Annotated in this window: 22 protein-coding genes; 16 read left to right on the top strand and 6 right to left on the bottom strand. The window is 46.6% G+C overall.

The window, feature by feature from the left end:
• Positions 1–73: 73 nt before the first annotated feature.
• From EVJ32_RS11485 to EVJ32_RS11500, 4 genes are all read right to left on the bottom strand, one after another.
• Positions 74–1060 carry a metallophosphoesterase family protein gene (locus tag EVJ32_RS11485; RefSeq protein WP_131458528.1) on the bottom strand — a complete coding sequence of 329 codons (987 nt, stop codon included), beginning with the start codon at positions 1058–1060 and terminating at the stop codon, positions 74–76.
• Positions 1061–1167: 107 nt separating this feature from the next.
• The gene (locus EVJ32_RS11490) at positions 1168–1638 is read right to left on the bottom strand and encodes a hypothetical protein (RefSeq protein WP_131458529.1); all 471 of its coding nucleotides are present in this window, start codon (positions 1636–1638) and stop codon (positions 1168–1170) included.
• 201 nt (positions 1639–1839) lie between these two features.
• Positions 1840–2721, bottom strand: coding sequence for a phosphogluconate dehydrogenase (NAD(+)-dependent, decarboxylating) (gene gnd / locus EVJ32_RS11495; RefSeq protein ID WP_131458530.1), 882 nt, complete (start codon positions 2719–2721; stop codon positions 1840–1842).
• Positions 2722–2780: 59 nt separating this feature from the next.
• Complete coding sequence (locus EVJ32_RS11500; RefSeq protein WP_131458531.1) at positions 2781–2993, bottom strand: hypothetical protein; 213 nt, start codon at positions 2991–2993, stop codon at positions 2781–2783.
• 434 nt (positions 2994–3427) lie between these two features.
• On the opposite strand from EVJ32_RS11500, the gene EVJ32_RS11505 reads away from it, so the two are divergent.
• The 5 genes from EVJ32_RS11505 (at position 3428) to EVJ32_RS11525 (ending at position 8090) form a co-directional block, all read left to right on the top strand.
• Entirely contained in the window at positions 3428–4381 is a 954-nt protein-coding gene (locus EVJ32_RS11505; protein ID WP_131458532.1) for an LCP family glycopolymer transferase, read from the top strand.
• Positions 4382–4453: 72 nt separating this feature from the next.
• Positions 4454–5299, top strand: coding sequence for a YihY/virulence factor BrkB family protein (locus EVJ32_RS11510; RefSeq protein WP_131458533.1), 846 nt, complete (start codon positions 4454–4456; stop codon positions 5297–5299).
• Between the two features lie 101 nt (positions 5300–5400).
• Positions 5401–6324, top strand: a complete 924-nt coding sequence (locus EVJ32_RS11515) for an LCP family glycopolymer transferase (protein ID WP_131458534.1) — start codon at positions 5401–5403, stop codon at positions 6322–6324.
• An 85-nt stretch (positions 6325–6409) separates the two neighbouring features.
• Positions 6410–7609, top strand: a complete 1200-nt coding sequence (locus tag EVJ32_RS11520) for an alpha-amylase family protein (RefSeq protein ID WP_131458535.1) — start codon at positions 6410–6412, stop codon at positions 7607–7609.
• Between the two features lie 124 nt (positions 7610–7733).
• Positions 7734–8090, top strand: a complete 357-nt coding sequence (locus EVJ32_RS11525) for a hypothetical protein (RefSeq protein ID WP_131458536.1) — start codon at positions 7734–7736, stop codon at positions 8088–8090.
• Between the two features lie 25 nt (positions 8091–8115).
• On the opposite strand, the gene galE is transcribed toward EVJ32_RS11525, so the two are convergent.
• On the bottom strand, positions 8116–9132 hold the full coding sequence (gene galE / locus EVJ32_RS11530) for a UDP-glucose 4-epimerase GalE (protein ID WP_131458537.1): 1017 nt from the start codon (positions 9130–9132) through the stop codon (positions 8116–8118).
• A gap of 20 nt (positions 9133–9152) precedes the next feature.
• Entirely contained in the window at positions 9153–10349 is a 1197-nt protein-coding gene (locus EVJ32_RS11535; protein WP_131458538.1) for a hypothetical protein, read from the bottom strand.
• Positions 10350–10543: 194 nt separating this feature from the next.
• Between EVJ32_RS11535 and EVJ32_RS11540 the strand changes: the two genes are divergently transcribed.
• The 11 genes from EVJ32_RS11540 (at position 10544) to EVJ32_RS11590 (ending at position 21664) form a co-directional block, all read left to right on the top strand.
• A complete protein-coding gene (locus EVJ32_RS11540) occupies positions 10544–11269 on the top strand; it encodes a YveK family protein (RefSeq protein ID WP_131458539.1) in 726 nt (241 codons plus the stop codon).
• Entirely contained in the window at positions 11262–11978 is a 717-nt protein-coding gene (locus EVJ32_RS11545) for a CpsD/CapB family tyrosine-protein kinase (protein ID WP_070328404.1), read from the top strand. Before EVJ32_RS11540 ends, EVJ32_RS11545 begins: the two co-directional genes overlap by 8 nt.
• 15 nt (positions 11979–11993) lie before the next feature.
• Positions 11994–12761 (top strand): tyrosine-protein phosphatase, encoded by a 768-nt coding sequence (locus tag EVJ32_RS11550; protein WP_131458540.1) that lies wholly within the window; start codon positions 11994–11996, stop codon positions 12759–12761.
• A 219-nt stretch (positions 12762–12980) separates the two neighbouring features.
• Entirely contained in the window at positions 12981–13880 is a 900-nt protein-coding gene (galU, locus tag EVJ32_RS11555; protein WP_131458541.1) for a UTP--glucose-1-phosphate uridylyltransferase GalU, read from the top strand.
• A gap of 76 nt (positions 13881–13956) precedes the next feature.
• The gene (locus EVJ32_RS11560) at positions 13957–15789 is read left to right on the top strand and encodes a polysaccharide biosynthesis protein (RefSeq protein ID WP_131458555.1); all 1833 of its coding nucleotides are present in this window, start codon (positions 13957–13959) and stop codon (positions 15787–15789) included.
• A gap of 17 nt (positions 15790–15806) precedes the next feature.
• Entirely contained in the window at positions 15807–16442 is a 636-nt protein-coding gene (locus EVJ32_RS11565; protein ID WP_131458542.1) for a sugar transferase, read from the top strand.
• A complete protein-coding gene (locus tag EVJ32_RS11570) occupies positions 16435–17289 on the top strand; it encodes an NAD-dependent epimerase/dehydratase family protein (RefSeq protein WP_131458543.1) in 855 nt (284 codons plus the stop codon). Before EVJ32_RS11565 ends, EVJ32_RS11570 begins: the two co-directional genes overlap by 8 nt.
• 3 nt (positions 17290–17292) lie before the next feature.
• The gene (locus EVJ32_RS11575; protein WP_236639514.1) at positions 17293–18054 is read left to right on the top strand and encodes a glycosyltransferase family 2 protein; all 762 of its coding nucleotides are present in this window, start codon (positions 17293–17295) and stop codon (positions 18052–18054) included.
• Between the two features lie 14 nt (positions 18055–18068).
• A complete protein-coding gene (locus tag EVJ32_RS11580) occupies positions 18069–19172 on the top strand; it encodes a glycosyltransferase (RefSeq protein WP_131458545.1) in 1104 nt (367 codons plus the stop codon).
• A 44-nt stretch (positions 19173–19216) separates the two neighbouring features.
• Complete coding sequence (locus EVJ32_RS11585) at positions 19217–20305, top strand: glycosyltransferase (RefSeq protein WP_131458546.1); 1089 nt, start codon at positions 19217–19219, stop codon at positions 20303–20305.
• 12 nt (positions 20306–20317) lie between these two features.
• Positions 20318–21664 (top strand): hypothetical protein, encoded by a 1347-nt coding sequence (locus EVJ32_RS11590; protein ID WP_131458547.1) that lies wholly within the window; start codon positions 20318–20320, stop codon positions 21662–21664.
• Positions 21665–21667: the final 3 nt, after the last annotated feature.

The following is a 21667-nucleotide window of genomic DNA, read 5'->3' on the forward strand; positions in this document are numbered from 1 at the left end:
GACCTGTGAGCGAGTCATGCATGGCAAGTTGCCAAATCTGCTCTTCTTGCTCTTTGAGACGACGTCCGTAACTTTATTGGGTGGTCGCTGTCGCCTTGAAGGAACGACGATAAAAATCCTCGAATCGAATTTCATTACGAAGTAGCGTTCGACCAGTCATACAGACGCGCGTGACGTTTTGACTTCGGTCACTCGGAGTGACGAAGTAATCGTCCGGATAACGTGTCAAAATGGCGCAGACGAGGAAACGCATGACGGAATCATCATCCGTTACCCAGCCGTCATTGTCCCAAGCGATATTATCGAGCGACAGGCGAATCCGGTCCTCATTCCGGTCGAATCGGTTGAAGGCGATGCGTCTCGTCTCCGGTCCTTCGAATGGACGGAACTCATGGGTCACACCGTCTGGAGAAATCGTCCCGATGACGTAACCTGTTGTCCAAGCCTTACCGCTTCCGTCCCAGACGGAGAAGACATGGCCCGGGTAGACGAACGGGACGCCGCCACGAGTAAATGGTTGTTTATGCTCATGCAAATGACCTAGCGCATAGTAGTCGTAGCCGAGCGAGGCGATAACGTCTTTAGGGAAATCGGTACGATTGCCGTGGGTCAGAAACAGATTCGGATAAGCATCTCGCCGCTGTGGCACAGTTACAAAGGATTCAGACAATCCAATTCGTCTAGCTTCACAACTGAGACCATATATACCGGCACCGAGTCGTGCATCGAAGACGTAGCCGGGTTCCAAGAAACAATGGACGTTCTCAACCGTCTCCCATACATCCGTATAGACTGCACGATGTACATCGTGGTCACCGAAGATGATGTATACGGATGCACCGAGTCTTGTCCAGTCTCGTAAATATGGAAGGAAGTCATTCGGATCGCTCACTTCGATATCACCGGCGACGAGAACTGCCTGGATGCTTTCGGTATGTATGACGTGAGCCAACTGATTGAGTTTGTCTCGCTGAATATCAAAACTTGAGTGTTCTACCAGGATGTTTGTATCGTCATATCTTGCGTGATGGATATCGGCGATGTGAATGAAACGGGTCATGGCTCAGCCTCCTCTAAGTCTCATCTACATTGTCCGATACTTGCCGAGCACGCGTTTCCGGAAAGAGCAGCGTGGTGGAGCGACGTCGTTGTTCGTACGGGTAACCTTCATGTATGACGCAATCGGGCCAGCAAGGCGATCGTCATCTTCTCGATGAAGTTGTAGCTGATCACGCACGGCTCGAACCCGAGCTCGTTGTTCGAGGCATCGGGCAGCATTGTGATCATACCCGATGAGCCGATGACAGCAGTCGCCGTCGTCACACGGTCGAGCAGGGAGAACTCGAACAGAACGTCGTGCGTGTCCTCATCGTACGTCCCCGTGATGGCGGCGATCGGTCGATCATGCTTTAAGATCTGGAATAAGAAGTTGGATAACATGACGTTCTTTACTTGCGGTCCGTTCATCTCATAGTAGAGGTAGCTACGCTCGTGACCGATGTCGATGATTTGCTGGATCAATTCGTTGAAGCACGTCTCGATGTCGTAGCCGGCCGCGGTGAGTTCGAAATATTCAAATTCCTCGAATGCATGATAGAGCGTCTGCGAGCTGTTTGCTTGAATGAATGGTGTGAGCAAAGTGGTCCGTCCCCTTTTAGATATAATTTTAGTCTTGTCTCTATCATACACAGAGGATACGTCGATTAATTTTACAAAAAATAGAAGTTTTCACTCATCGTTGTTTATATATCCCAAGTGTATCAACCACTGACGAGACGAGGCCGAATGGACAAATGTCACAACGCAAAAAACCGACCCAAAACGGATCGGTCTGGCCATTCATTTCTTCTCGACCGCATGCCCACCGAACTCATTTCGGAGCGCGGCGACGACCTTGCCGGAGAACGTGTCCGCCTCGAGCGAGCGTTGGCGCATCATGAGCGACATGGCGATGACCGGTGCCGGGACGCCGTATTCGAGTGCCGTCTCGACGGTCCACTTGCCTTCACCCGACGCATGCATGACGCCTTTGATCTCGTCGAGCTTCGCGTCTTTATGGAACGCGCTCTCGGTCAACTCCATCAACCACGAGCGGACGACCGAGCCGTGGTTCCAGACACGGGCGACTTGTTCGTGGTCGTAATCGAACGGACTCTTCTCGAGAATCTCGAACCCTTCGGCGATCGCCTGCATCATGCCGTACTCGATGCCGTTGTGGATCATCTTGAGGAAATGCCCGCTGCCACTCGGACCGGCGTACAAATAGCCATATTCTGTCGACACGTCGTGGAACAGCTCCTCGATCTTGCCGAACGCCTCCAAATCGCCGCCGATCATCGTGCAGGCGCCGTTACGTGCACCCTCCATGCCGCCACTCGTCCCGACGTCGAAGAAGTAGATCAGTTTGTCGTTGAAGTGCTCGGCCCGCCGCATCGACTCCTTATAGTTCGAGTTGCCGCCGTCGATGACGATATCCCCTGGAGACAACAGATTATGCAAATCGTTCAACACACGCTCGGTCACTTCACCGGCCGGCACCATCACCCAGACGACGCGCGGCGCCTTCAACCCGTTCACGACCGCTTCGAGCGAATCGAGCGTCTCGAACTGGCTCGTCGACACGTTGCCCGGGTCATACCCGAGCACGCGGTGGCCCCCGTCTGTCAAATTGAGTGCGAGGTTGAGTCCCATCTTGCCAAGTCCAATCATTCCTAGTTCCATATCCGTTCCCCCGATCGATTAGTTTAGTCTTTATAAGGGTTACCCGAAATGGAGCGGATTCAAAAGAGGGGATTCATATCATCGATCCGGTAGGCGAGGATCGACCCGATTCGAATCTTCTGTCCGTCACTCGCCTCGATGAAGTCGTTGAGCGGATTGGCCAACTGGAGCGTCTGGTTGAACGTCTGCTCGGCCTGGTGCCTCGAACTTCCATAAATAATGAATGAAAACGGCTCTTTTTTCTCGAAAAAACACGTGACGACGAAACGCATCCGTCTATCCCCTTCATAAAAATATTGGATTTAAATTACATTTATATGATTGCATATACAAATATTACAAAAAATAATGCGTTTGTACGATGACGTTTTTTAGAAATAAGGAAACGGACCTAAAAAAATGACGGATTGATGACGTCCCAATCGGTTTCGTGAGAATTAAAACTGCGTGTTGCGACCTTGTGCCCATGGTGATGCGAATGGTAGCGGTTTCGGTTTTTGGAGCTCAGGGTACGGTTGAAAAAGATATGTCAGAAAAGCTAAACCTTTTTTCAAAACCGGCCGATAAAAATAAACGAGTGAATGATTCGACAACAATCGGCAACCATTTACCTCTTTTATAAAAAATGGAAATATTAATAATGAAGTGCATGCTAAAATAAAACCTATGTGAAATTGACTACAGGTTCGAGGAAAGGTGCCACGTCATGGAAGAGCAAAAGAAAAAGAGAGTCAAGAAACGTCGTAGGAAGAAAACACCTGCAAAACGCATCGCGTTGATTGTGGGGATTGTCGTCGGACTGTTCCTGCTCATCGGAGTCGGGGTGGCAGCTTATTTGTATAACCAAGTGGACTCGACGGTCAGCCGTTTGAACGAGTCGGCTGGGCTCAGCCCGGAACGGATGAACAAGCAGACGATCAGCGACAAGAAACCGGTATCGGTCCTGTTGCTCGGTGTCGACCGCCGTGCCGACGAACAAGGCCGCAGCGACTCGATCATCGTCATGACACTCAATCCGAATACGGACGCGAGCGCGATGCTCAGCATCCCGCGCGACACGAAGACGGAGATCGTCGGCAAAGGCACGACCGATAAGATCAACCACGCCTATGCGTTTGGCGGTGCCGAGATGGCGCTCGCGACGGTCGAGAACTTACTCGACATCCCGATCGACTACGTCGCCGAAGTCGATATGAAAGGGTTCCAAGACACGGTCGACCTTCTCGGCGGCGTCGAAGTGACGAACAAGTTCGCCTTCACGTCGGGCGAGTATTCGTTCGAGCCAGGCACGATCAACTTGTCGGGCCCCGAGGCGCTCGCGTACACGCGAATGCGCTACGACGACCCGAGTGGTGACTTCGGTCGCCAAGAGCGTCAGCGTGACGTCATCACGGCGCTCGTCAACAAAGGGAAAGACGATTTCTCGATCTCGAAGTTCAACAATATGCTCGACGTCTTAGGCAATAACGCGAAGACGAACATGACGTTCAAAGACATCCGGACGCTGTCGGCCGACTATATGGCCGCCTTCAAAAACCAGGACGTCCTTCGACTCGAAGGCACTGGCGGCAAGGCTGAGGACGGCATCTATTACTGGAACCCGGATGCGGCCTCACTTGAAGACGTGAAGTCGTATCTCGGCGAATTGATGGAACAATGACAATGGCGCCTCATCCAAAGCGGATGGGGCGTTTTAATCTGTGCGATAATAAAAAGAAAAGGGGTGACCCGTGTGCTCGACCGACTGATCCGTCTCATCATCGACGTCCGCCATCGCTTCAAAGACCATCACATTAACGACTATAGCGCCACGCTCGCCTTCTTCTGGTTTCTCGCCATTTTCCCGACGTTCGTCCTGTTGTTCGCCGTCATGGCGTGGCTCGGGATCGACGACGCCCTGTTGATCGAGCAGATCGAGATCTTGATCCCGGGCGCGAGTGTGCGTGACATGCTGTCGGTCGTCTACGACGTCAGCGGTGACATCAACGCCGGGCTCATCTCGGTCGGTGCCGTCATCGCCGTCTGGTCGGCCTCGAACGGGGCGGCCCGGCTCGTCAAGCTGACCGTGTTCGCCTACGGCGAGACCGAGGCGCGCAGCTACATCGTCCGTCGGCTCATCGGGCTGTTGACGCTCGTCGCCTTCAGCGTCGGCGCCGTCATCTTGATCGTGTTCCACATCTTCGGCCGTGAGTTCGTCGAGCTCATGTACGCATGGTTCCCGGTGCTCGAGGAGTTTGAACGGTTGGCGACGCTCGCCCGGTATACCGTCTCGACCGTCATCCTCATCTTCGCATTCTCGCTGTTTTATAAGTTCGCGCCCCAGCAACACGTCAAATTCACGGATACGCTCCCAGGCGCCACTTTCGCCGTCATCTCGTGGCAACTGTTGTCGACCGCCTACAGCATCTATGTCGACCAGTTCACGATGTTCGGCGACACGTACGGGACGATCGGGATCGTCATCTTGCTGCAGATCTGGCTCTACTTGACGGCGGCGACGATGCTGCTCGGGGCGGAGATCAACGCGGCTTGGCCCGGTCAGATGCGACGCCGGCCACAGCGCACACATTTCCCATGAAAATCCGAAAGAAATCGTTAGCATTTTTTGGCAACGTGCTATAATACAACACGATAAGTGGGAATTCTTAATGATATAGCTCAATGAAAGCAGGTGGTCCGATGGCGAGACATCGCAAGAAATCATCATGGAAGAAATGGGTGTTGCTCACAGTAGGCGTCATGACCGTCTTCCTCATCGCCGGCGGGCTGTTCGTCTGGTCGATGTACCAGGACGTCAATGAGACGGTGACACGGGTGAACGATAATTTAGAAATCTCTGAAGAGCGCAAACAAGTGCAGACGATCGAAGAGAAACGGTCCGTGTCGGTCCTCCTCCTCGGCGTCGACCGCCGTGGCACCGAGCAAGGGCGGAGCGACTCGATCATCGTCATGACGCTCAACCCAGAGACGGACGAAGGGGCGATGCTCAGCATCCCGCGGGATACCAAAACGGAGATCGTCGGACGCGGGATGCGTGACAAGATCAACCACGCCTACGCGTTCGGCGGGGCCGAGATGGCGATGGACACGGTCGAAGAATTGCTCGACATCCCGATCGACTACGTCGTCGAGACGGACATGGAGGCGTTCACCGAGGTCGTCGACGCGCTCGGCGGCATCACGGTGACGAACAACTTCGCGTTCGCGTCGGACGGCTACTCGTATCCGGTCGGTGAAGTGGAGTTGACGGGTGAGTCGGCATTGTCGTATACGCGCATGCGTTACAACGACCCGAACGGGGACTTCGGCCGCCAAGAGCGGCAACGCGCCGTCGTCGCGGCCATCGTCGAGAAAGGGCGTTCCGACTTCTCGGTCGATAAAGTGACGAAACTGTTGGACGTCGCCGGCAACCGTGCCAAGACGAACATCGAGTTCACCGAGCTCGTCGGTCTGTCGACGGACTACATGCAGGCGTTCCGCAACGCCAGCACGCTCCGGATCGAAGGGGCGGGCGGGCTAGAAGCGGACGGGATCTATTATTGGAACCCAAATCCGGACTCGCTCGTAAGCGTCCAGACCGAACTGAAGCGTTTGATGGACTGAAGCCGCCCTCGGGTGGCTTTTTTCGTGCGTTTGAAACGGTCACATCGGTGGGACTGTTAATAGAGACAGGACTAGGAGGGATCACATGATTTGGGACAAACTTGAACCGATAATCAATCAACTTGAAGACGATCATACAGCCGACGACTGGCGCCGTCTGTTCGACAAGTGGGCCGGCCACACGTGGCACGACCATGAGGCGCCGAGCGAGCTGACGAGCGTCCTCACCATCGACGCGAACGCCATCACGACCGACGGGACGCAAGACCTCGACGCGTTGCATACGCTGTTGAAAGACCACGTCCGATCGTCCATCAGCGACTTGTATCTCGTGTCGCTGTTCCCGCATCAAGTGAAGCCGACCGACACGGCCGTCAACCCGCGCATCCGTCTGTTCGAGGATCTCGGGCGCTTCCACGACGAGTTCGATCTCATGTACGAGATGACGCCGGACGTCTATAACGAGATGCAAGTCGATTTGCTCGACGAGACCGACGCGTTCATCGAACGGCTCGCGCAAGGGGCGACGAAAGTCCGGGTCCACGTCCAATCGTTCCGGGGCATGCCCGAGGAGCGGATCAAGCACGTGCTCGAACTGTGGCAATTGATCCTCCACCACTATAAACCGCACGGCCAGCTCGTCCTCGCCTATGAAGGGGACGTGAGCCGGATCGGTTCCTATTTCGAAGTCGCCGACGTCGTCTGTCACTTCGACTTGGCGTCCCATGCGCTGCTCGCTTTCACCCAAGGCAACGTCAAAGGGCTGACGGACTGGGCCAACCGCATCGAGGCACCGGGGGACGGGAAGACGTACTTCCACTTCTTGTCGAGCCCGGAGCGGGACCCGTTCGAGAAGAACTTGCTCGAGCCGTCGGTCGCCATGTTGCTCGCGGCCCATAGCGTCCTGTTCTCGCTCCAAGGCATCCCGGCCGTCGATTACCGGACGCTGCTCGGGGTGACGACGCCGGTCGAGCGGGCCGCGCTCGTCCAAGAGCTGAAGACGGACCCGTACCGCCTGCAAGTGTTCTCCGGCATCTTGAGCCAGCTGAACGTCAAGCGGACGCACCCGGCCTTCTCACCTTACGCCGAGCAACGTATCGTCGCGACGGACAAACGCGTGTTCACGGTCGAGCGGAGCGGGGGCGGCGAGACGCTTGCGCTCTATACGAACGTGTCGGACGAACGGGTCGTCATCGCTGCGAGCGGGACGAACTTGTTCACGGGAGAAAGGGTAGAGGCGGTCGTGCTCGAGGCGTACGACTTTATGTGGCTCAAACAAGAATAGGTCTTTTGAATCAAAAATCATTTTTGATGAATAGGCGTATTGACGCATTCGGTGTTTAGGTAGAAAATGGAATAGAAGGAAGTTCCATGACATACACGACCATACACCGAAGGAGCGGATTTCCATGAATCAACCTTTATTCACGTATTTGTTCGGCTTGACGCTGCAGTCGTTTCTCTATTGGATGTTTGCCACACTGTTTATCGCCTTGGTCGGTTACGTCGCCCTCTACGTATGGGACCGTGACGTCGCCAAGCGGTACCGGTCGCTTTGGCGCAAGGGCTATTACCTGACGTTCGGCGCCTTCGTCTTGTTCGGCTTCATCGTCGGCGAGTTCGCCATCGACGCCGCGTGGACGCTCGCCGGGATCGCCATCTTGATCGTCGTCCTTGACTACGGCGTGCTCGGGGCGCGACAAGATCTGATAGAAGAAGACCTGATAGAAGAAGACATGACAAAACCCCTTACGGAAGAACGATAACTCGTTCTCGCGTAAGGGGTTTTTCTTATGCCCGGTAACCGTTCGGGTTGTTCGCTTGCCAGTTCCAGGCGTCACGGCACATGGCGCGGACGTCGTGTTTCGCTTCCCAACCGAGCGCGTCTTTCGACTTCGTCGGGTCGGCGTAGCAGCTGCCGATGTCGCCTGGGCGACGCGGCGTCACTTTATACGGGACAGTTTTTCCACTCTCCGCCTCGAAAGCCTTGACGAGGTCGAGCACGCTGTAGCCCGTGCCGGTCCCGAGGTTGAACGCCTCGGCGCCGGTGTGGTCCATGACATAGTCGAGCGCCTTCAAGTGGCCTTCTGCCAAGTCGACGACGTGGATGTAGTCGCGGACACCAGTGCCGTCCGGTGTGTCGTAGTCGTCACCGAACACGCTCAGTTCGCTCAGGCGGCCGACGGCGACTTGCGTGATGTACGGCATCAAGTTGTTCGGTACGTCGAACGGGTCTTCGCCGATCTGGCCTGACGCATGGGCGCCGATCGGGTTGAAGTAGCGGAGGAGCGCGATGCTCCACGCCGGGTCGGCGACGGCCAAGTCGCGCATGATGTCTTCGATCATCAACTTCGTGCGGCCATACGGGTTCGTCGCGCTGAGCGGGAACGATTCGTCGATCGGGGTCCGTTCCGGCATGCCGTATACGGTCGCAGAGGAAGAGAAGACGATCCGTTTCACGTCGAACGCGTTCATCACGTCGAGCAGGACGGTCGTCCCGACGACGTTGTTCTCGTAATAGCGAAGCGGCTCGTTCACCGATTCGCCGACGGCTTTCAGTCCGGCAAAATGGATGACGGCGTCGATCGTATGTTTCAAGAAGATCTGTTCCAATAACTCCCGGTCGAGGATGTCGCCGAGATAAAACTCGATCGTTTTCCCAGTCAGCGCCTCGACGCGTTCGAGCGCCTCACGGCGGCTGTTCGACAAGTTGTCGAGGACGATGACGTCGTGTCCGGTCTCAAGTAGTTGAAGGACGGTATGGGTACCGATATAGCCGGCACCACCCGTCACGAGGATGGTTTGCATAGGGAAAGCTCCTTTCAAAGTCAAATTTCGGTCACGCGGATGCGCGTCGAAGTCCCGTTCTCTCCAACAAACATGCGGAGCGAATATTTAGGGCTCTCGAAGACGATCGCATCTTCTGTCTCGTACACCGGTCGGCCGAGCTGTTTGAACGCTTCTTTCGTCGTTGGCGTGTTCGTCCAGTCAATGGCGTGGACGGCCTCGTCTTGGATGACGAAGAAAATGCCGTTGTAGAACGCATAGTCGTTCAGTGCATCGTCATCGCGGCCGTACGGTTGGCCAAGTACCTCATATAATTCACTTTCGCTAAATGACAAATAGTCATCGACGGTCGTCGAATCGAGGTAGGTTTGATCTACACCGGTCTGTAAGAAGTTGAGGACTTGTTGGTCACTGAGCGTGAACGGCTTCCAGTCGGTCGTGACCGATTCCATCGGTGCCCAGGCGTTCATGTCATCGACACCGAGGTCGAGCAGGACGTGGTCGTCTCGTTCCTCGAGGACGTCGTAACGGTCCCCGATGTCCCCGGTGTACGTCACGTTCGTGCCGTTCGGTTCACTGACGAGGTCGACGTTTTTCTCGGTGAGCCAGACTTCGGTCACTGCTGGTGCTTCGGCGACCGGTTCCGGCTCAGGCGTCGTTGTCTCAACTTCGGCTGTCTCGCTCGGCTCAAACAGCGCCGCTACATATGGATACCCGATATAACCGCCGCCTAATAAGACTAAGACGAGCAACAGGCCACCGAGCCATTTGCCTTTCTTCTTACGAGGGCGGGCCGGTTCAATTCGCTTGGCCCGTTCGGCGCGTGACGGGACCGATGTCTCCGGCACGTAACGCGGCTTCGGGGCCGGTGCTGCTGATTGTGGCGTTTTTTCCGATGCGGTGTCAGCAGTTGTCTCATTGACGACTGTCTTGTCAACCGCGATCGGTTGCGGCACCGTCGCTTCTTTGTTCAATACGCGATCATGCTTCTCGAGTAAAGACACGTAATATGGAAGGAACGTGACATCTTTCTTCCCGTCTTTGATCCAAGCCGTGAAGTCGGCCGCTGATTTCTCATCGGTCGGGAGTGAGGCTTTCGTCGCACCGGTCAGTTCTTCAAAAGAAACGGTCAACGATTTGCCGTCCCCTAAATTTTGTTTGATTAAAGTTTGTAAGTTTGTACGTGTCGACGCATCGACGTCGGCATATAGCTGGAGTAGGCGCTCACTAACGTGCACTATTGTCTCCTCCTTTTGTAAAGTTATTCCTTTCAAAGTTTAGCAGATTTGCATGCCAAAAAACCCAATTTTTAAAAAATGGGTCATCACGGGAGAGAATTTTTGCTATAATGTTTTGGTATTGTCAGTAAAAATATTATTTGCGGAAATTTTCCAGTCGTGATTTTACAGAATAGAGGAGAGAGAACACGAATATGAATGAAGAAACGATTTCCCTTGGAGAACTGTTCTCCATCTTGAAGCGGAGCAAATGGCTCATCGCAAGTTTAGCACTCATCGCGGCACTCATCGCCTTCCTCGTCAGCTCGTACGTCATCCAACCGACGTATGAAGCGTCGACACAAGTGCTCGTCGCACCGAAAGAGACACAAAACAACATGATCGACACCGGCCAAGTCCAGTCATCGGTCGCGCTCGTCAACACGTACCGCGTCATCATCCAGAGCCCGGCCATCTTAGAGCCGGTCCAAGAGAACGTCGTCGGTGCCCCGGAGGACATCAGTAACTTGATTACCGTCAACAGCGAACAAAACTCGCAAGTCATCAACATTGCGGTCCAACATACGAACCCGGTGCTCGCAACAGATATCGCCAACGAGATCAGCACGGTGTTCTCGAAAGAAGTGAAAGAATTAATGAGCGGCGTCGACAACGTCAAAGTGTTGTCGGATGCGTCCGTACCGATGCTTCCGGTCAGCCCGAACATCTTGCTCAATACGGCGATCGCGACCGTGCTTGGCTTGATGATCGGAGTCGCTATCGCTTTCCTCAAAGTCGTGCTCGACCGTCGCATCAAGACGGAGCAAGACGTCGAGACAATTTTAGAACTCCCGGTATTAGGGTCGATCCCGGTCATTGATCGTGTCGAGATGCAGCAACAACGCCAAGCGAAAGTGAAAGGTGAAGAAGTCCATGTTTAATTTCGGGAAAAAGAAACACAAACATATCAAATACGACAAGACAGGCCGCGACTTGATCACAGTCCACAAGCCGAAGTCGCCGATCTCCGAGCAATACCGGACGATCCGGACGAACCTCGAGTTCACAGCCGTCGATGACGACTTACAGACGATGGTCATCACATCGGCCTCGTCTGGTGAAGGCAAGTCGACGACATCGTCGAACCTCGCCGTCGTCTACGCCCAGCAAGGCAAGCGCGTCTTACTCGTCGATTGCGACATGCGCCGCCCGACGGCCCACTTCACGTTCCGCCTGTCGAACGGCATCGGGCTGTCGACCGTCCTCGCCAAGAAGACGACGATCGAGAAAGCGACGCATTCGACACAAGTCGAGAACTTGGACTTGATGGCCGCGGGACCAATCCCGCCGAACCCGTCGGAGCTATTGTCGTCGAAGACGATGGACCGCGTGCTCGAAGAGTTGAAGACGAATTACGACATCATCATTTTAGACGCCCCGCCGATGATGCAAGTCGCCGACACACGCGTCCTCGCCCGGAAAGTAGACGGCGTCGTCCTCGTCGTCGGTTGCGACAAGTCGGACCGCCAGATGGTCGTCAAAGCGAAAGAACAGTTGACGCTCGCTGAGGCCCATATTCTCGGCGTCGTCTTGAATAAGCGTGAGCCGCAAGGCAGCGACGATTACTATTACTACTACGCGTACGAGTAAAAAGGAGACAACGCCATGATTGATATCCATTGTCACTTGCTTCCGGCCGTCGATGACGGACCGGAGACGGTCGAACAAGCGGTAGAAATGGCGAAACGCGCGGCAAGTGAAGGGGTGACCGCAATCGTGGTCACCCCCCACGCGTTTCACCCCCAGTTCGAGACGGACGAGTTGAACGTCCAAAACGCCGTCGCCAAGCTTCAAGACGTACTGCGCCATGAGGGTATCGCGCTCGACTTATACGCTGGCCAAGAGATTCGTGTGTTCGGCGAGTTAGTCGAGGCGCTCGAGCAAGGCCAGGCGCTTTCGCTCGCCGGATCGCGTTACGTCCTCGTCGAGTTTCCGAGCGACTCTGTCCCGGCCTATGCCGAGCAACTGTTCTTCGGTTTGCAGACGGAAGGGTACACACCGGTCATCGCTCACCCGGAGCGCAACAAAGAGTTCGCGACGAACCCGAAACGGTTGATGGACTTCGTGTCGTCGGGGGCGCTGTCGCAAATCACAACGGGCAGTCTGACAGGCGAGTTCGGACAAAACGTGCAAGACCTCGCTTTTACGTTCCTTCGTAACGGACTGAGCCACTTGATTGCCTCGGACGCCCATAGTACCGGTCGCCGTACATTCTACTGGGATGACGCCAAAGACGCGGTCACAAAAGAACTTGGGGCCGACAAATGGGACACATACGTCGGTAACGCCGAAGCGGTCCTGAAAGATGAATTCGTCTTCATCGACCCCCCTATTCTTCCAATTAAAAATTGGAGAGGGAAATGGAAGAAATAATTTCCCTTTATTAACAATAAACGGTTGACAACTAGGTTATCATTATGATTTTTGTCGACATCTGTCGAACGATTTTATGTTTTAATTTCCTTTCCTTGGTTTTTTAGGTGGATAGAACGTGATACCCTTAATTTATAATTTTTTTAAAGGATGGTAGATACATCCTTTTTTCTATTGATTCTACAGACTAGATAAAACCATCCATAAGGAGTGGGATAGATGACAGTGAAGCGAGTGAAAAAAGCCGTCATTCCGGCAGCGGGCCTCGGAACACGTTTCTTACCGGCGACAAAAGCGATGCCGAAAGAGATGTTGCCGATCGTCGATAAACCGACGATCCAATACATCATCGAAGAAGCGGTCGAATCAGGCATTGAAGACATTTTGATCGTGACAGGTAAAGGCAAGCGGGCTATCGAGGACCACTTCGACTCGGTGCCGGAACTTGAGCAGCAATTGATTGAGAAAGGGAAGTCGGAGTTTTTGAAGCTCGTCGAGGAGACGACGAACATTAACATTCACTTTATCCGTCAATCGAAGCCGAGGGGACTCGGTCATGCCGTGCTTCAAGCAAAAGCGTTCATCGGCGACGAGCCGTTCGTCGTCATGCTTGGGGATGACATCGTGCAAGCGGACGTGCCTTGTACCCGTCAATTAATCGAACAGTACAACAAGACAGAAAGTTCGATTATCGGTGTCCAACCGGTATCGCGTGACGTGACGCATCGTTATGGCATCGTCGACATTCAGTCATCGCTTGAAGGCGGGTTACATAAAGTCGAGTCGTTCGTCGAGAAGCCGGCACCAGGGACCGAGCCATCGAACTTGGCAATTCTTGGACGTTATTTGTTCACGCCGCAAATCTTTAAGTTTTTAGAGACGCAAGCGCCAGGTGCGGGTGGTGAGATCCAATTGACGGATGCGATCACACGGTTGAACGAAGTCCAACGTGTATTCGCCTTTGAATTCACAGGTAAGCGCTATGACGTCGGGGAAAAGCTCGGCTTTATCCAGACGACGTTGGAATTCGCCTTGGCACGAGAAGACTTACGAGACGATGTCTTAAAGATGATGACGCAGTTAGTAGAAGAACAATCTTCTATGAACGCGGTCAATTGAAAGGGAGGGAAAACGATTGTCCATTCCTGAACTAGGTCGAAAGTCGTTACGGACAAGTATATTGGTCATCCTCGATATGGCAGCAATCTTATCGTCGATGGTCGTCACTTATTTTTTCTTGTATCCAGTCGAATTCATTCAAAATATTGATCAAAATCATTTTATTGAGTCAGCTATTTTATATAGTGCGTTATTTATCGTCATGGCGGGCGTCAGCCGTCTATACCGTGTCGCTTGGCGCTTTGCGAGTATGTCTGAGGCAATCCGTCTCGCGATGACGCTTTTCTTGAGTACGATCACCCTTTATATTATTCAGTTCACCGTTTACGGCGAAGCGATGGAGCGGATGTTGTTCCTCAGCTTCTGTTTGTCGCTTCTACTATTAGGTGGCATTCGTTTAGGGTCACGTATTTACGTAACGTGGAAACACGATCAGCTTTCGATCTTGCGTGGTCGCAATATGAAGCGACGTAAAGACGAAAAGCGGACGCTCATTATTGGAGCGGGACAAGCTGGACGCATGCTCGTCCGGCAAATGAACCAGTCAGATAACCACCGAATGAACCCGATTGGCTTCCTTGACGATAACCGTCATCTACAGACGCTTACCGTCAACGGGGTCAAAGTCGTCGGGACGGTCAACGATTTGGAAGACATCGTCGAGAAGGAAGCAGTCGATAAAATCGTCTTCGCCATCCCATCGATGAAGTACCAAGAGCGACTAGCCATCATCAAGCGGGCGAAAGTGGTTTGTACGAACGTGCATACGCTACCGATGATTGAAGAAGTCGCAGCTGGTAAAGTCGCGGTTAATCAAATGCGTCAAGTGTCGATTGAAGATTTGCTCGGCCGCGAACCGGTCGAACTCGACATCTCGGGTATCCAATCCGAAGTCGAAGGAAAAACTGTTTTGGTGACAGGTGCTGGTGGCTCGATCGGATCCGAAATTTGTCGTCAAATCTTGAAGTTTAATCCGGAACGGTTGCTCCTTCTCGGTCACGGTGAGAATAGTATTTACTTGATCGAAAGAGAGTTAAGAGAGTTGAACTTAGAGGTAGAACTCATTCCAGTCATCGCTGACGTCCAAGACGTCGAACGGTTGCGTGACGTCTTTATGACACATTCACCACACCTCGTCTTCCATGCGGCCGCACACAAGCATGTCCCGTTAATGGAAGCAAACCCACATGAAGCAGTGAAAAATAATATTTACGGCACGAAAAACGTCGCCGAGATGGCGGATGAGTATGGTGCATCTCGTTTTGTCATGATTTCAACAGACAAAGCAGTCAACCCGACGAATGTGATGGGCTCTACAAAGCGAGTCGCCGAGATGATCATTCAAAACTTAGCTAAAACGAGTCGGACAAAATACGCAGTCGTTCGTTTTGGTAACGTGTTAGGCAGCCGCGGATCGGTTATCCCATTGTTCAAGACACAGATTGAAAAAGGTGGACCGGTCACAGTGACGCATCCTGATATGACTCGTTACTTCATGACGATTCCTGAAGCAAGCCGTCTCGTCATTCAAGCTGGTACGCTCGCTGATGGAGGCGAGGTGTTCGTGCTTGATATGGGTGAACCGGTAAAAATCGTCGACCTCGCCCGCAATATGATCAAACTGAGTGGATTCACTGAAGAGCAAATCTCGATTGCTTTTAGCGGGATTCGTCCTGGTGAGAAGATGTTTGAAGAGCTACTCAAAGAAGGAGAAGTTCATCCTGAAGCAGTGTATCCGAAAATCTTTACAGGCATCGTGAGTGAAGAAACAAACTTGAAAGAGAAGCTTACACGAATGAATGAATTGAAAACGAGCGAAGGACTCGGTTTGTATCTCGTTAATTGGGCAAACGATTGTTTAGATTTAAATAATATGAACGTAAATAAAGACGTACGCGAGACTGTCTAATAAATGGAGTGTGAATGATGAAGTATAGCGAACAAAAACGAAAAATCGACTTTATTCTTTCTTTGATTGGATTGATTGTGCTATCGCCATTGTTTATCGGAATTATGATTGCAATCAAACTTGAATCAAAAGGTCCTGTCTTCTTCAAACAGAAACGTGTCGGACTTCATCAATCGCACTTCAATATTTTAAAGTTTCGGACGATGCGAATCGATGCACCGAAAGATATGCCGACGCATTTATTAACAGATCCAGATCGATACATCACGAAAACAGGTAAGTTTCTCCGTAAAACGAGTCTTGATGAATTGCCGCAAATCATCAATATTTTAAAAGGTGAGATGGCTGTAATTGGTCCCCGTCCAGCTCTTTGGAATCAATATGACTTGATTGAGGAACGTGAAAAACATGGCGCAAATGACGTTTTGCCAGGTCTTACAGGATGGGCTCAAATCAACGGTCGTGATGAACTCACTATAGAAATAAAGGCTGAGTTAGATGGTTATTACATTCAAAAGTTATCATTTTGGATGGATGTACGTTGTTTTACAGGAACTTTTTTAAGCGTTATAAAGAGCGATGGAGTTTTAGAAGGTGGAACAGGATCTATATTAAAAGACGTGAAAACTAAGAAGGAGAAAAAAAGTGAATAAAGTTTTAATTACTGGAAAAACTAGTTATGTTGGTTCTTCATTTGAAAAATGGGTTTTGAAAAAATATGCTGATTCAATGATTGTCGAATCGATAACTGTTAGAGATGAGGACTGGAAAAAACAAGATTTTGTGGGGTATGATACTGTATTGCACGTTGCTGGAATTGTTCATCAAAAAGGTGGAAAACAAAATGCAGATGAATACTTTAGAGTGAATCGCGATTTAACATACGAACTTGCTTTAAAAGCGAAAAATGAAAATGTTAAACATTTTATTTTTTTGAGTTCACTTAGCGTTTACGGTAAAAATTCAGGAATAATAAATGATTTAACGGTACCTAAACCTAATACTATTTACGGTCAATCCAAATATGAAGCTGAAAATTTAATCAAAAAATTGGAGACTTCTTTATTCAAAGTGTCAATTATTCGGCCCCCTATGATATACGGATATAAGTGCAAAGGTAATTATTTGAAACTTTCTGCTTTCTCAAAAAAAATACCTTTTTTTATTAATATAAATAATAAACGAAGCATGATATTTATAGATAACTTGTCTGAATTTTTAGCTCTAATTATAAGAAAAGAGTTTTCTGGAATTTTTTCGCCTCAAAATAAAGAGTATGTTTGTACTTCAGAAATGGTTGAATTAATTAGTAAAGTTAATGGTAAGAAGATAATCCTGGTTAATAAAATTCATTTTTTTACAAAGATATTTAAACGAATACAATTAACTGAAAAAGTATTTGGCGATTTGATTTATGAAAAAAAAGTAAACGAAAAAATAGATGGATACCATGTATGTGATTTTGAGGAATCGATTAAACTATCTGAAAGAGTTGAATAAATAATGAATAAAATTTCTATAGTAATGCCTGCTTATAATGCTGAAAAGTATATTGAGGAATCAATCATTTCAGTAATGAGTCAAACATATGAAACATGGGAATTGTTAGTGATAGATGATTGTTCTTCGGATGACACTTTAAAAATTGTTGATAGATTACAGAAAATCGATAAGAGAATAAAAGTATATAAAAATGAAGTAAACACAGGAGTTTCACAAACAAGAAACTATGGAATAAAAATGTCTGATGGAGAGTGGGTAGCATTTTTAGATAGTGATGATATGTGGGACGAAAAGAAATTAGAAAAGCAAATTAAGTTTTCGGAAGAAGTGGGTTCGGATTTCATTTTTTCAGGAGCTAAGTATATCAACAGGGAAGGTAGAGAATTTCCAGGTGTTTTTGAAGTTCCTAAGTACGTAGATTACAAAAATCTTTTAAAACAAAATGTGATTTCATGTTCCTCGGTATTGATAAGAAGATATCTGATAAGTGATTTAGAAATGAAAAATGATCAAACTCACGAAGATTTTGGTTTTTGGATACAAGTATTAAAAAAATATAATTATGCACATGGCTTAAATGAACCTTTACTGACTTATAGGATATTAAATGATTCAAAATCAGGAAATAAATTAAAGTCAATAGTGATGACATTTAAGACATATCGATTTGCCAATCTAAACTTTTTTCAAAGCATCTATTACTTAATATGGTATGTAATAAAAAGTTATAAAAAATACTATACAATAATTAAAGAAAAGTGAAGGTATGAAGCAATATGACTAGAGTTTTACATATAGTGTCTTCTTTAAGTAAAAGTAGCGGAGTAATGAGCTTCATAATGAATTTCTATAGAAAAATCGACAAAGAAAATATACAATTCGATTTTTTGTATTGGGAAACAAATGAAGTTGACTATATTAATGAAATTGAAGATCTTGGAGGGAACATTTACAAAATACCTAAACCTAAAATTGGTTTAATCTATTCGCAAGAAACAGAATTTTATAAAAAAGTAAGCAAGTATAAGATTGTGCATTTACATGAAAATTATTTAGTGTCCTTTTTTTCTGTTCTACGGTACAGAAATAAAGATATGAAACTAATTGCTCATGCTCATACTACAAAATATTCGGACAAATTCTTAAATTCAATTAGAAATAGAATATTATGCTCACCAATTAATCTTATTGCTACTAATTTCTTTGCCTGTTCTAAAAAAGCAGGTGAGGTTTATTTCGGGAAAAATAAAGTTAAAAATAAAAAAGTGAAAATAATTAATAATGCAATTGATTTTAAAGTGTTTTTACCGAATTCAAATCTTAGAAATTCTATTAGAAAGGATTTGGGCGTTACAGATGAATTAGTTATTTGTCATGTTGGGAGATTTAATCAACAAAAAAATCATGAAAAAATAATTGAAATTTTTAAAGAAGTCCATAAGAAGAATAAGGAGAGTAAGTTGATTCTTGTAGGAAATGGTCCTTTAAGAGCGGAGATTGAGAACCAGATTAAAAAATATGAATTAAATGAAGTAGTTACAATATTAAATCCCGGTTCTAATATTTCAAATATAATGCAAGCTTCAGACGTATTTCTATTACCCTCAAAGTTCGAAGGATTAGGAATAGTTTTAATTGAGGCTCAGGTAATCGGCTTGGAATGCTATGCATCTGACGTCGTGCCTTCAGAAACAATAATATCAAACAAAATTCAGTTCTTTAGTTTGAAAAAAGATGCAATGGAGTGGGCCTCGCTAATTCTTAAATCTATTCAAGGTAGAGAGCTTAAAAAGATTACGCAATTTAATAAGAACGCAGAAGAGTTTAATGTAGATCTTGTAGTAAATCATTTAGAAAATGAATATCTGAATTTACATTAATAAATTAAAAAGAAGAAAATAGTTAAGGAGTGAGATGGAGTTTTATGAAAAAAATTTTAATGGTTTCCCACTGGTATTATCCAAAGAGTGTGCCTAGAGCTTTTAGAGCGACAGCATTAGTAGAAGAACTGAAACGACGAGGATATAATGTTGATTTAATAATAGGTGATTATCGTATTAAAGTTGAAAGCAACAAATATGAAAACTTTAAAAATGAGTTACAAATTAAAAATACGAAAACTAATCAAAAAAAAAAATATAGCAGCTTTTTTGGAAAGGCCCAAAAAATATTTAATTATTTTTTAGGGGAACGTTTTCTGTTTTCCTCAGGTTTTTTCCTATATAAAAAAATCGAGCCAGATAAATATGATGTTGTTATATCTATCGGACTACCTTTTTATATTCACCTAATTACTTCTTTAAAAATTAAAAAAAAGAAAGAAACAATGTTCATAGGAGATTGGAGTGATCCTTTTTACGGTATAAAGGATATCTCTCTAGCTTTTTATTTCAAAAAAATACAAAAAAATATATGTAATAAATTCGACTATAACATTATTCCCACAGAAAAAAGCAGAGATTATTTCCGGGAATATTCACCAGAAAATCAGATTAAAGTTATACCTCAAGGTTTTAACTTTAAGAAGACACTCCTTTGCAACTATGAAAAAAATTCAGTTCCTACATTTGGGTACGCAGGTATATTTTATAAAAAAATCCGAAATCCTAAATTTTTTCTAGAATATCTTACTAGTTTAGATAGAGATTTTAAATTTATTATTTATACAAATTTGCATGGTGAGATGTATGAGGATGTTTTAATAGAGTACAAGAAAAAATTAGGCGCCAAGTTGCAACTGGAAGAAATGATTGAAAGAGAAGATTGTATAAAAGAATTAAGCAAAATGGATTTTTTAATTAATTTTGAAAATGGTAACACTGAGCAAATTCCTAGTAAGATTATTGATTATAAATTATCACAAAGACCTATTATGTCCTTCAAGCATGATTTGATCCCTGAGCAGACTATTCACGCTTTTTTAAATGGTGATTATTCCGAGGAGCTTGAGGTAGATATATCTAAATTTGATATCGATATTGTTGTTGATCAATTCGAAGCTTTGTGGAAATGAGTAGATAATACGATGAATAAATCTAAAGTTAATACTTTGAACAAAATATTTTTCTTAATCTGGATAATACTATTTAAAGTTAGCCTAGATGTTTTGTATGTTACTGTATTACAAAGTTATCATACAGAAAGCTATTTACTCTCATACATTTATGTATATGAGTTTAACTACTACAAATTTGTAATCTCATGGGTTATATATATTCTTTTTTCTTTATTTTTGACTTATAAAATCATTACCACAGGAGATAAACCATCCGAAATATTAATTCTAGGATTATTTCTAGCTAGTTACTCTCCTGCATTATCGTTATTTGGATTATCTAATTTAGATTATAAGTTTTTAAGCATAGTACTTTGTTTTTGGATATTTCTATTCATCCCAATACAAATTTCAAAAAAAATTAAATTTAAAAAAATTAAATCATCCAAAATAATAGATGATGACACAAAGCTTAAACTTTGGTATTTAATGATATTTATATTTTCTGTTGGAACAATAATTATTTCATGGAAGTACAATGGGTTGAAACTGAATCTAACTTTAGATTCTGTAAGGGTTTATGAGTTGAGAAGCGAAGTGCGGAATCTTGAGATGAATGCGTTAGTAGAGTACTTTCGTCATAACGCTATGTATGTTGTTATTCCGTTTGCTAGTTTATATTTTTATATAAAAAGAAACTGGATGCTATTCACTATTATGGTTTTCCTGCAACTTTTGCTTTATAGCATTGGTAATCAAAAAGCAGCTCTGTTTTTATTGCCTGCTTCAATTATTGCATATGTTTTTTATAGGAAGAACATGGTAATGAAAGTTCCGTTTATTTTAACTAGTCTAAATTTGCTTGTTCTTATTGAGTTTATAATTAATAAATCAAGCTTCTTAATAGCTAGTTTATTAGAAAGAATATATTTTTTACCAGCGATGTTAAGCTATGCTTATTATGAATTTTTTATAAACAATCAACCTGTGATTCCATTTGTTTCTATTTTTGAAAAAATTGGGGTTATACGATATTACCCGTATGAACAAGGTGTTCCATATATATTAGGTGGGCTTCTTTTCAATAATCCTAAGATTAGTGCGAATACAGGTTTAGTCGGAAGTGCATTCTCGTATGGATATTTAGGTCTTTTAATAATACCAATATTATACGGTCTACTTTTCATTTTACTAGATAAAGTATCGTCTAATATAGATACAAAATCAATTTTACCTATAATTATACTTCAAATTTTTGTCATTGCGGGAGCAACTTTTTTTGTAGTGATCAGTGTTTACGGTTATTTAACCGTATTACTTATACTCGCCTTAATAAATAAAAACAATAATATTTCATTGAAAAGAGAAGTGAGATGACTA

Source organism: Exiguobacterium sp. SH5S4, from assembly GCF_004337045.1.
GTDB classification, from domain to species: Bacteria; Bacillota; Bacilli; order Exiguobacteriales; family Exiguobacteriaceae; genus Exiguobacterium; species Exiguobacterium aurantiacum_A.

Bases quoted from the DNA above. Each gene is read 5' to 3' on its own strand.
- EVJ32_RS11485 (WP_131458528.1), bottom strand. From the start codon at position 1,060: ATGACCCGTTTCATTCACATCGCCGATATCCATCACGCAAGATATGAC.
- gnd (WP_131458530.1), bottom strand. From the start codon at position 2,721: ATGGAACTAGGAATGATTGGACTTGGCAAGATGGGACTCAACCTCGCA.
- EVJ32_RS11500 (WP_131458531.1), bottom strand. From the start codon at position 2,993: ATGCGTTTCGTCGTCACGTGTTTTTTCGAGAAAAAAGAGCCGTTTTCA.
- EVJ32_RS11505 (WP_131458532.1), top strand. From the start codon at position 3,428: ATGGAAGAGCAAAAGAAAAAGAGAGTCAAGAAACGTCGTAGGAAGAAA.
- EVJ32_RS11515 (WP_131458534.1), top strand. From the start codon at position 5,401: ATGGCGAGACATCGCAAGAAATCATCATGGAAGAAATGGGTGTTGCTC.
- EVJ32_RS11520 (WP_131458535.1), top strand. From the start codon at position 6,410: ATGATTTGGGACAAACTTGAACCGATAATCAATCAACTTGAAGACGAT.
- EVJ32_RS11525 (WP_131458536.1), top strand. From the start codon at position 7,734: ATGAATCAACCTTTATTCACGTATTTGTTCGGCTTGACGCTGCAGTCG.
- galE (WP_131458537.1), bottom strand. From the start codon at position 9,132: ATGCAAACCATCCTCGTGACGGGTGGTGCCGGCTATATCGGTACCCAT.
- EVJ32_RS11540 (WP_131458539.1), top strand. From the start codon at position 10,544: ATGAATGAAGAAACGATTTCCCTTGGAGAACTGTTCTCCATCTTGAAG.
- EVJ32_RS11545 (WP_070328404.1), top strand. From the start codon at position 11,262: ATGTTTAATTTCGGGAAAAAGAAACACAAACATATCAAATACGACAAG.
- EVJ32_RS11550 (WP_131458540.1), top strand. From the start codon at position 11,994: ATGATTGATATCCATTGTCACTTGCTTCCGGCCGTCGATGACGGACCG.
- galU (WP_131458541.1), top strand. From the start codon at position 12,981: ATGACAGTGAAGCGAGTGAAAAAAGCCGTCATTCCGGCAGCGGGCCTC.
- EVJ32_RS11560 (WP_131458555.1), top strand. From the start codon at position 13,957: ATGGCAGCAATCTTATCGTCGATGGTCGTCACTTATTTTTTCTTGTAT.
- EVJ32_RS11565 (WP_131458542.1), top strand. From the start codon at position 15,807: ATGAAGTATAGCGAACAAAAACGAAAAATCGACTTTATTCTTTCTTTG.
- EVJ32_RS11575 (WP_236639514.1), top strand. From the start codon at position 17,293: ATGAATAAAATTTCTATAGTAATGCCTGCTTATAATGCTGAAAAGTAT.
- EVJ32_RS11580 (WP_131458545.1), top strand. From the start codon at position 18,069: ATGACTAGAGTTTTACATATAGTGTCTTCTTTAAGTAAAAGTAGCGGA.
- EVJ32_RS11585 (WP_131458546.1), top strand. From the start codon at position 19,217: ATGAAAAAAATTTTAATGGTTTCCCACTGGTATTATCCAAAGAGTGTG.
- EVJ32_RS11590 (WP_131458547.1), top strand. From the start codon at position 20,318: ATGAATAAATCTAAAGTTAATACTTTGAACAAAATATTTTTCTTAATC.